The following is a 10,971-nucleotide window of genomic DNA, read 5'->3' as shown; positions in this document are numbered from 1 at the left end:
GTCGATACGACTTTCTATCATCGCTTTTAGCATAGAGTAAACTCGAAAATTAGATAAGCGCTGATAAATAACAAACAGCCATTGAGCTAAAAAATCTCTATTTTTCACATCATACGAACGGTTTTAAATTTAGTTATTGTTGGTTCAACTAGTTCAGGTATGAGAAAGGCAAATGAAACTGCTACATAGAGTAGTTGAGCAAACCGGACCGAACATCTGATGGATATAGAACTGACTATAGAATGTTTCAATTAAAGGAATAAACATGGACATACTCATTATCGTCGGCGTGGTTGTGGTGCTGGCGTTTGTTTTCATTATGGCAGCACTATTGATGCTCAAAGCCTTTTATTTCAAGGTTGAGCAGGGAAAAGCACTAATTATCAACGGTGTGAGCAAAATAGCCGTACGTTTTGATGGTGGCTTTGTTTGGCCAGTTATTAATAAAAAAGAGCTGATGAGAATCTCGCTCATCACGTTAGAAGTGGATAGACGCGGTAAAGAAGGACTGATTTGCGCCGATAACATGCGTGCTGATATCACAGTTGCATTTTATCTACGTGTCAATGAAACCGAAGAAGACGTGCTAAAAGTCGCCAAATCGGTTGGGGTTGAGAGAGCATCAGATAAAGTCGCTGTTAATGAGCTGTTTAATGCCAAGTTTTCAGAGGCGCTAAAAACAGTTGGTAAGCAAATAGATTTCGTTAAATTGTTTGAAAACCGCAGCGAGTTTCGTGACAGTATCGTTCAAGAAATCGGTAACGATCTAAACGGCTATGTCTTAGAAGATGTCGCAATCGATTATCTAGAGCAAACACCGAAAGTGTCATTGGACTCAAGTAATATTCTAGATGCTGAAGGTATCAAAAAGATTACTCAACTAACGGCTTTTCAAAACGTTATTACCAATGAGCTTGAGCGTGATGAAGAGCTAGCGGTTAAGAAAAAGAACGTTGAAACCAGAGAGGCGATGCTAGAGCTTGAGCGTCAACAAGCCGATGCTGAAGCCAAGCAAAAGCGTGAAATATCGTCAGTGATTGCCCGTGAAACGGCTGAAACTCGTAAGATTGAAGAAGAAGAGCGTAAGAAGTCAGAAACGGCCGTCATCATGGTTGAGCAGGACTTAGCGATTCAGCGAGAGAATCAGCAACGTGAAATTGAAGTAGCAGGTCAAAATCGTCTGCGTGCAGTTGTCATCGAAGAAGAGAAGGTTACGCGTGCCCGTGACTTAGAAGTCGTCTCTCGTGAGCGTGAAGTTGACTTGCAACGTATCGAGGCTGAACGTGCGATTGAACTTGAGAAAAAAGAAATCGCCAATGTCATCCGCGAGCGTATTGCGGTTGACAAAACAGTGGCGCAAGAAGAAGAACGTATCAAAGAAGTTCGCGAAGTTAGTGAAGCGCAGCGCTCTAAGCAAACACGCGTGCTAGCTGCTGAAGCGGATGCTGAAGAAGTCAAAGTACGTCAGGTGAAAAAAGCCGAAGCCGAAGAGCTATCAGCCAAGCATAAAGCCGTTGAAATCACTACGCTTGCTACGGCTAACCTTGAAGCCTGTGCCAAAGAGTCAGAAGCCAAAATCAGAATGGCTGAAGGTATTAAAGCCGAAGAGTCTGCACATGGCTTTGCTGAAGCTGCTATTCAAGAAGCCAAGTCGATCTCTATGGAAAAAGAAGGCATTGCTAGAGCCAATATTATTAAAGCGACTGGACAAGCTGAAGCGCAGTCAGAGCGTGAAAAAGGTATGGCAGATGCTGAGGTTATCGCGGCTCGCGGTGAATCTAAGGCGAAAGCTGAGCGTGACATTGGTATGGTCGATGCAGAGATTATTGCTGCTCGTGGTCAATCTACTGCCAAGGCTGAACGTGAAAAAGGCATGGCAGATGCTGAAATTATCGCAGCTCGCGGTGAGTCTAATGCCAAAGCAGAACGCGAAGTTGGACTGGCAAAAGCCGAAGTCACTCGTGCACATTTCCAAGCCGAAGCAGATGGTCTGGTCGAGAAATTCAATGCAATGGGTAGCATGAATAAAGAAGCGCGTGAGCACGAAGAGTTCCGCATGAGTCTTGAGACAGCCTTGCAAGAAGCACTGGCATCGATCGACGCAGGTAAAGAGATTGCCAAAGAAAATGCTGAAGTATTGGCAGTCGCGTTACAGAAAGCCAAAATCGATATTGTTGGCGGCGAAGCGCATTTCTTTGATAACTTTGCCAAGTCACTATCTATCGGCAAAGCCATCGATGGCCTAGCCGGTAAGTCAGATACGTTGAGCGGTATTATCAATGGCGTGATGGCCAGTCAAGCCATGAAAGCAACCAAGCAAAATGATGATAAAACCATTTAATATTAAGACATGTCTTTATAGATTGAAGACACGCGCCAAAATTAATGCATTTCTCCCTTGATAACTAGCCTGTCATTTAGGAGGCAGGCTTAATCTAACCAACTCGTTCTATACATCTTCATAGAGCGATAGCCAACTTATTATTAATAATGAGTTGGCTAATCTAAAAAATCAGCAGTGATGAATCGTTTTTTTAGATTAGCCAAGTGCTTCTTTACTTTCGATGATCTTTATCTCAAATAACTTCTTATTTTCCTTATTGCCAAAAAATTCTCTTATTATGTAAAAACAGAAACGGACGAGTAACGATGGCGGACACGCAAAACTCAACAAATTCAGACAGCAACGATAACGCTAATCAAGCCAACCAAACCGATCAGGCAGTTGCTTCAGGCAATGCTTATGAGCTCATCAAAAAACGTCTGACGGAACAAGGTAGCCGTTTAGAGCAGCAGACGCAGACGCTAAATAATGCGCGTCTCGAAGAGTTTGGCAGCACCCAAATGCAAGTCATCGCCCGTACCCGTATCCGTACCGAACATAACTGTGTGGCGCAGGATATGGTGCAGGTCGGCGATTATCTACTGTTTGGCTACAACGTTTTTATGGGGCTCAAACGCGCGAGTAATATTAAAGACGTATTGTCGCTATATCGTCTGAACGAGCCAGTTGGTAATGAAGAAGAGTATCAGCTCGAAGAGGTTGACCTAAAAGGGACGTTTTTGGCTCAAGATGCCTTTGTCCAAGACTTCAATGAGCTATATCGATACTACAAGCAAACGCGCCTGATTCAAATAACGGTGAAAGACAGCAAATTGCTGTTGGCATTTCAGATTGGTGAGCGCATCACTGATATTCGAGTGTTTCGCTTTGCGTTAGATTTTAGCCAAGGTACGCCAGAGTCTGCACAAGTTGCTTATGTGGACAATCGAGGCGAGCGTGACATTGAACTACCGCCTGCTTATGATTTTGACTGGATTGAGACCACACGCGATCAAATGGTGAATGGCAAATATCCGCATATGAATATCTTAGACACGATATTTGTAGAAACGGTCGGTGGTGATTTGACCATTAAGATTGAAGATAATACGCAGTCAGGGCAAGGTATTTATAGTGAACCGGTCAATGACCGTACCCAGTCGCTGACGGATGCTGAGATTGCTTATGCCAAAGTCGGCAGTCTAATACTGCTCAAAATATTGCCCTATCGTGAAGAGGACTACCGTTATTTTGTTTATAACACCTTGACCGAAGCGGTTCTGCGTTTGGATGCGATTGGACAGTCGTGTGTTCAGCTACCAGAAGACCACGGCATCATGTTTCCGGGTGGTTATTATCTACAGACGGGTGAGTATAAGCTGTTCGAGGCCAATAACATTGGCGCTACTGACTTGCGGTTTAAGCGTAAAATTGTATCGCCGAATGGGGAAGATGTTTTATTCTTATTTTACGACAGAGACTTGGGCGTCACGGGGCTGTTCCCTTATAATCTGATTAAAAAGCAATTGGCAAACCCTATCTATTGCAATGGTATGGCTTTGGCTGAGAATGGCCGTTTGGTGCTGTTTAGCGACCAAAGCGAGCCATCTCGTATTCACCCGATGCAAATATGGCACACGCCTTATGCCTCACACGAGTATGTGAGTGAGCTGCCAGAAAGCACGAGTTTCTATGGCAAGATTGGCAATAAAGAATTGGTGCGTGGTATCTCAGACCTGTATAGCATTACTCGCCTGATTGATAATCAAAGCGTGTCACAGAAGCTCTATGAAGAGCTTACCAATAATACCAGCCGACTCTTTGACAGCTATTATTGGTTGTCTGAGCCTGAGCTGAGCGAAGTCGCCAGTAGTATCAAAGAAGTGACAGCGACGGCTGAGCTGGTCATTGATGAATTCGCCAAAGTACAAAGTATCCAAAAGCAAACCCAAACCGCGTTAGCCGATGCCGATACGCAGCAAAGTGAGATTTTGCGGCAGATACGGGTTACTAGCTTTGAGTCGGCCAGTGATTATGTCGATCAGTTGTCAGCGTTAAGACGCCAAAAAGGCCGTTTGGTCAGCTTGGAGGATTTGCGTTATCTAGATGCCGATAAACTACAAGCATTGCAAAAGCAATTAGAGGAAGCAGAGAGCGAGCTGGCTGAAAAAACCGTGCTGTTTTTAAGTGGTGAAGAGGCGCTATCAAGCTATGAAGGCATATTGATCGATGTCAGTGAGCGATTAAACACCGCAGAAACCAATGCTGAGCTAAAACCCGTTCTAGAAAAAATTGTTGAGACAGCGCAAGGGTTAGATTTATTGACCGAGTTGCTAGGCACATTAGATGTGGCCGATGCCACGGTACGTACGCAAATTATCGATGACATATCGACCATTTATGCCAGCCTGAATCAAAGTAAAGCTAAGCTCAATCATAAACGCAAAAATCTAGGGTCAGCTGAGGCCGTGGCGCAATTTGGTGCACAGTTTAAGCTGTTCGGTCAGTCCATTGCCAACGCCTTATCCATTGCCAATACGCCTGAGAAATCAGACGAGCAAATGGCGAAATTATTGGTACAGCTAGAAGAGTTAGAGAGCCAATTCGCTGATCCAGAGACCAATAGTGGCGATCAGTTTTTAGCTGATATTATTAGTAAACGTGAAGAGATTTACGAAACCTTTGAAAACCATAAGCAGCAATTGCTCGATGCTCGCAATCGCAAAGCGCAAAACTTAGGTGATGGCGCGCTGCGAATGCTTGAAAGTATTAAAAAACGTACGCAAAGCACTGGCGTCACAGGCTTTACAGAGGAAGAAGCGTTAAATACGTATTTTGCGGCTGATGGTCTGGTGCAAAAGGTGCGCAACATCGCAAAAGAGCTGCAAGCGATGGGCTTTAGTGTAAAAGCCGATGACATCGACGCACGCTTAAAAGCCATTCAAATCGAGAGCTATAAGAGTCTAAAAGACAAGTCGGACTTGTTTGAAGATGGTGGTCAAATCATCAAACTGGGCAAACACCGATTTTCGGTTAATACTCAGCCATTAGATTTGACCTTATTGAGCCGTCAGCAGTCAGATGGCAAGCGTGTACTGAATTTGCATTTAACAGGTACCGACTATTATGAAGTGCTTAATAATACTGAGCTAAACGCCTTGAGCCCGTATTGGGACATGAATATCGCCTCCGAGTCTGATAAGGTGTACCGCGCCGAGTACTTAGCCTATAGTATTATCGAAAGTGCTAAAAATAGCCAAGATGGACTGACCGAAGAACGTCTATATCAAGCATACGATGCGACGGTTATTACCCTCGATATTAATGGCGATATTGATAACGACAGCCCCTTGTCCAAACTGGTCAAAGCTTACGCCACCCCTCGCTATCAGCTCGGCTATGACAAAGGCATTCATGACCATGATGCCACGCTGTTATTGATGCAAATACTGCCGACATTGCGTGAGGCAGGGCTACTGATTTATACCCCACAAGTACGTGCGTTGGCGCAGTTATTTTATTGGCAGCTAAATATTGTGCAAGCGCTTGGCTTAGAAAGTCTGCGTCAATTTGGTTATGACGCTTGGTTAAATGAATCAGTGCTGACACGCGCAAATAACTGGACGGATAGAGCCGCGACCGCTGAGCAATTGCGCCGTGCATTGGGCAGCGACACTGCTAAATCATTGCTGGTTGAAGACATGAGCCAAGTGATGCGTCATTTTGTTATGGCCCATAATGATGACAGTCTTAGCGCTGATAAAGATGGTAGCCTTGATAACGTTGCTGGCAAGCAGTTAACATCAAAACCAGAGTCAGATTCAAATACCAGTGATGTTCATAACGCCAACATTTTCAAGCCAAGCTACGTTCAGCTTGCCAGTGAATACTTGGTGAGCGTCATGGGGCAGTCGGCTGAATCGAATGCAGGCGCACATAGCACAATAAAATGGCAAACCAGCCAACAAGCACAGCAGTTATGTGATCAACTAAGCCAAACGCTAAATAGTGCCTCAGGCAGCACACAAAATACGGCCAGTTTTGATCAACTACAGTCTTCTATCAGTAAGCTTGGATTCCAACCCAAATCAGCCTATGAGCTATTAGCCACATGGTTTCATGCACTACTTGATAAGACTTATGGTGGTACTGATTCGGCTAATGTCGCAGCTAATGGCACGGATGAGGCAGGCGAGGCACTCAGTGAAGAGCAGCTTGCTGAGAGTAAAGAAAAAGAAGCGCTACGCAAGCAACAGCTAGAGAGCGGCCGTCATTATGTGCCAGAAGCCATTGCCGTCTTGCTTACCCAATTAAATGATGCTCAGCGTGAAGCTTTGGTGCAACGACTGATTGATTCAGGTGCTACTTTTAATAAAGGGGCTTTTAATAAAGGGCTAAGTGCTAAAGGACTAGGCAATCAAGGCGCAAGTGGCACACCATCGGCCTTGTCATTTTCCTCAATCACCTCGTCGGCTACATCATCGACTACATCATTGACCAGTATTAATAATCCGCTCAATCAAGTACAGAGCTTTGAGCGTAGCACGGGTAAGGTATCGCTTGAGATACAAGTCAATAATTTGCTGGGTGAGCATATACGTATTCATCAGCAGACGTTAACCTTTGCCGTCGATGATTTCTTAAATCGTCTACATCATCATGATACGCAAGTCATCCCTGCCTATAGACGTTATCTGGCCATGCGCTCAGAGATATTGCATGACTCAAAAGAGACGTTGCGTCTGGACGAGTTTATGCCGCGTCCATTGTCCTCGTTTGTACGTAACCGTCTGATTAACGAGAGCTATCTGCCACTCATCGGTGACAACCTTGCCAAACAGATGGGCACGGTCGGTGAGGATAAGCGTACCGATCTGATGGGTATCCTTATGATGATATCGCCACCAGGGTATGGTAAAACCACCTTGATGGAGTACGTGGCAAATCGCCTCGGCCTTATCTTCATGAAGATTAACTGTCCGTCACTCGGTCATGACGTCACCTCATTAGATCCAGAAAAAGCGCCCAATGCTACTGCACGAGAAGAGCTGAATAAAATCAACTTGGCCTTTGAGATGGGCAACAACGTCATGCTTTATCTCGATGATATTCAGCATACCCACGCAGAGTTTTTACAGAAATTTATCTCATTGGGCGATGGTACACGCCGTATCGATGGTGTCTGGCAAGGCAAAACCAAGACTTATGACATGCGTGGCAAAAAGTTCTGCGTGGTCATGGCAGGTAACCCATATACCGAAAGTGGCGAGGCATTTAAGGTCCCTGACATGCTTGCCAACCGTGCCGATATCTACAACTTAGGCGATATCATGAGCGGTATGGAAGAAGTGTTTGCACTCAGTTATATCGAAAACTCGCTGACCTCTAATACCGTCCTCGCACCAATGGCCAACCGTGACTTAAGCGATGTGCATCGTTTGATTAAAATGGCAAAAACAGACAATGCCAACCTCGTTCAAGCACAAAGCAGCGATCTGACGTATCCGTATAGCACTTCAGAAGTTAACGAAATTATCGCCATCTTGCGCCATATGTTTAGGGTGCAAGAAGTCATTTTGGACGTCAACCAAGCCTATATTGCCTCCGCCTCGCAAGATGATAAGTATCGTGTTGAGCCGATATTTAAGCTGCAAGGCAGTTATCGTAATATGAATAAGATGACCGAAAAGCTGTCGGCAGTCATGAATGAAGAAGAGCTAAACCAGCTTATAGATGATCACTATCTGGGCGAGTCGCAGCTATTGACCCAAGGCGCAGAGAGTAACTTGCTCAAGCTTGGCGAGATGCGCGGTGTCTTGACTGAAGCAGAAACAGAGCGTTGGGCGCAAATCAAAGCCGACTTCTTACGTAATAAAGCCATGGGCGGTGAAGATGGTGATACGGGCGCGCGTATCGTTGCCCAGTTGGTCGACTTGGCCAGTGGTTTCAATGCCATCAGTAGCCAGTTTGAGACATACTTAACGAAAAATGATCCTGAACAAATAGCTCGCTTACGAGAAGCAGGACAACAAGCGCAACTCGATGCCCAGCTAAACGCTCAATTAGAAGCACAAAAAATCCTTGCCGATAGCGTGATTAACAATGCCAAAGTCGTCAGCGACAGTATCGACAACGGCTTTGAGAAAAGCGTGAGTCAATTGCTGCAAATATATAAGCACGACCATAAAGCGGAAGGCGAGTATCTCAAGCAAAACCAAGACGTACAAAAAGCACTGATGGTGCAGCTGGTCGATGCCGTTGAACAACTGGCGCAAAAAATGGCGGATAGCTTGTCTAATAGTTTAACTGAGACCCTAGCTAAGAGTGATGAGAATCAAGCGGCAGATAGTGATACGACTGACGTGCATCAGCAGACCGCATTGATGGCAACTGCCCTCAAGCAAGCGTTAGAGCCACTGACGATGCGTATGGATGAGAAGCTAGCGATTGATAGCAGTACTGATCAATCTGGTAAGCTGATCGTCAACAGTCTCAATCGCCTAAATAAAATATTTGACGATTATGACTAGATAAAATATTTGACGATTATGACTAGTCACTGTGACTAATAGCAATGATACGTAGTAGGCTATAGTGACACGCGACCGATGTCGTAAACAAACTAATGAGAAAGCTATGGCGCATAAAAAGAAGAACGTTCGAAAAAAACTCTGTCCCGTCTGCGAGCGTGAGTTTAGTTGGACGAAGAAGCTCGATAAAAACTGGGAGAGCATGGTGTATTGCTCAGACCAATGCCGCCGAATTAAAAAGTATGAGGGTGTCGAGCATCAGAAGTAAGATTTCACCACAACGTAAATAGTCAAAAGTAGATGGGAGCAAATAATGGCACATAAAAAAGTGAACTTACCGCAAAAAACCTGCCCCGTCTGCCAACGCCCGTTTACGTGGCGCAAGAAGTGGGAAAAGGATTGGGAGCAGGTGATTTATTGTTCTGAGCGGTGTCGGCGGGCAAAAGGTAAAGAGTGAGTAACCCAAATTGAAAAAATTCAGCCCGTCAATTGATAGGCTGAATTTTTATACGGCTATTTTTGCAGTTTTATTTTAACAACTACTGACGATCAAAGTCTAAGGATTCATTACTATCGATAACATTGTTGTTATTGTCGTCGAATTCTAACGTGAGTACGTCCCCAGATACCCGTGCATATCGACTAAGAGGATCTGAGAGTCCAGTTGTACCATTGTTATCAAATATTTGACTGGCAGTTAATGCCTTAGTCGTACTATTCAAGGTGTAATTTCCCCATTCCATGCCAGAAGTTTCATTCTGGGCATTATCAAAAGGAGTCTCTTCATCGACTTCTAAGTGAACATAAGTACCATCGTCAAAGAAAGCAAAAGCTAATAGCTCATTTCCAGTAGTGTCGTTTTTCCACAGGCCTAAGAGGTTTTCAGACTTAGCTTTTGTAAAGGTAAAAGACTCATCACTGTCTATAACTCCATTTTTATTCTCATCCACTTTCAGCGTGAGGGTATTATCAGAGACACTGACATAACGATCAAGAGGGTCTGACAGACCAGTGTCACCGTTATTGTCAAACCTTTGATTAACGGTTAATTCTCCTGTTCTATTATTTAATGTGTAATTACCCCACTCCATACCTGATATCTCATTGTCTGGAGTATCAAACGGTATATTTTCATCGACTTCTAGATGAATATAGCTACCATCCTCTAAAAACGCCAGAGTTAGCAGCTCATTGTCTGTACTCTTATTCTCCCAAAGCCCTATTAGGTCTTTTGGATCTATCTTATCTAGGATGTTGTTGTCTGCGGTACGTTTTGAAAAACCAAACTTCTCATTATTGTCGATAACACCGTTTTTGTTATTATCGACTTCAATGACTAATTTACCATCAATGAGTCGAGCATATCGATCGAGCGAATCTGATAATCCTGAGCTGCTATTATTATCAAATAGTTGAGTGGTGGTGAGAGATCGTGTTGCCTCGTCAATAGTATAAGTGCCCCATTCCATACCATTTTTAGGATTGGTCGTAGACCCTGTTTCATCGACTTGGACGTAAATATAAGTACCGTCTTCAAAAAATGCTAACCCTAGTAAGCCTTCATTGATATCATCACTACCCCAAGCACCTAAGAGACCTTCAGACTTGGTTTCTGAATAATCAAAAATTTCATTGTCATCTATTATACCGTCATTGTTTTCATCCACTTCAAGTATGAGATTACCATCTGACACTCGAGCATAGCGGGTGACAGAGTCTGATAGCCCAGCATTACCATTATTATCAAACACAGGGGTTGTGATTAACTCTCCAGTCGCCCCATCGATAGTGTATTCACCCCATTCCATACCACCTTCTGGATTAGCTATAGCTTGTCCTAGATATTGCATTCTAGCAAGTTGCGGTCTATCGTTTACTTCTAGATGAATGTAAGTACCATCGTCTAAGAAGACGAGTGTTAAAAGCTCATTGTTAGTATCATTACCAGTCCAAACACCAAGTATTTCAGTCGTAATATCTGGTGGGTCAGGGGGCATAGCAGACGTATCATCATTATCATCACCACAGCCTGGTAGTAATAATGCAATCGACAAAGCCAATAAACCTACTTTAAATATTTTCATTTCTTATCGCTCCTTGATTGAAAGTTTAATATTT

General features: G+C 44.0%; 5 protein-coding genes. 4 read left to right on the top strand and 1 reads right to left on the bottom strand.

Annotated elements, in window-relative coordinates; all coding sequences use genetic code 11:
* The first annotated feature begins 265 nt into the window (after nucleotides 1–265).
* The 4 genes from CXF61_RS00460 (at nucleotide 266) to CXF61_RS00445 (ending at nucleotide 9,310) form a co-directional block, all read left to right on the top strand.
* Nucleotides 266–2,341, top strand: coding sequence for a flotillin family protein (locus tag CXF61_RS00460; protein ID WP_165596758.1), 2,076 nt, complete (start codon nucleotides 266–268; stop codon nucleotides 2,339–2,341).
* Nucleotides 2,342–2,649: 308 nt separating this feature from the next.
* Entirely contained in the window at nucleotides 2,650–8,853 is a 6,204-nt protein-coding gene (locus CXF61_RS00455; protein ID WP_165596757.1) for a DNA repair ATPase, read from the top strand.
* Nucleotides 8,854–8,959: 106 nt separating this feature from the next.
* The gene (locus tag CXF61_RS00450; RefSeq protein ID WP_075106903.1) at nucleotides 8,960–9,121 is read left to right on the top strand and encodes a DUF2256 domain-containing protein; all 162 of its coding nucleotides are present in this window, start codon (nucleotides 8,960–8,962) and stop codon (nucleotides 9,119–9,121) included.
* 45 nt (nucleotides 9,122–9,166) lie between these two features.
* Nucleotides 9,167–9,310 carry a DUF2256 domain-containing protein gene (locus CXF61_RS00445; RefSeq protein ID WP_165596756.1) on the top strand — a complete coding sequence of 48 codons (144 nt, stop codon included), beginning with the start codon at nucleotides 9,167–9,169 and terminating at the stop codon, nucleotides 9,308–9,310.
* A gap of 82 nt (nucleotides 9,311–9,392) precedes the next feature.
* On the opposite strand, the gene CXF61_RS00440 is transcribed toward CXF61_RS00445, so the two are convergent.
* Nucleotides 9,393–10,937, bottom strand: a complete 1,545-nt coding sequence (locus CXF61_RS00440; protein WP_165596755.1) for a hypothetical protein — start codon at nucleotides 10,935–10,937, stop codon at nucleotides 9,393–9,395.
* Nucleotides 10,938–10,971 lie beyond the last annotated feature (34 nt).

Source organism: Psychrobacter sp. 4Dc, assembly GCF_002836715.1.
In the GTDB taxonomy this organism is placed as follows: Bacteria; Pseudomonadota; Gammaproteobacteria; order Pseudomonadales; family Moraxellaceae; genus Psychrobacter.
The sequence above is the reverse complement of the archived record's forward strand: the minus strand, read 5'-3'. Positions and strand labels throughout refer to the sequence as shown.

Bases quoted from the DNA above. Each gene is read 5' to 3' on its own strand.
- CXF61_RS00460 (WP_165596758.1), top strand. From the start codon at position 266: ATGGACATACTCATTATCGTCGGCGTGGTTGTGGTGCTGGCGTTTGTT.
- CXF61_RS00455 (WP_165596757.1), top strand. From the start codon at position 2,650: ATGGCGGACACGCAAAACTCAACAAATTCAGACAGCAACGATAACGCT.
- CXF61_RS00450 (WP_075106903.1), top strand. From the start codon at position 8,960: ATGGCGCATAAAAAGAAGAACGTTCGAAAAAAACTCTGTCCCGTCTGC.
- CXF61_RS00445 (WP_165596756.1), top strand. From the start codon at position 9,167: ATGGCACATAAAAAAGTGAACTTACCGCAAAAAACCTGCCCCGTCTGC.
- CXF61_RS00440 (WP_165596755.1), bottom strand. From the start codon at position 10,937: ATGAAAATATTTAAAGTAGGTTTATTGGCTTTGTCGATTGCATTATTA.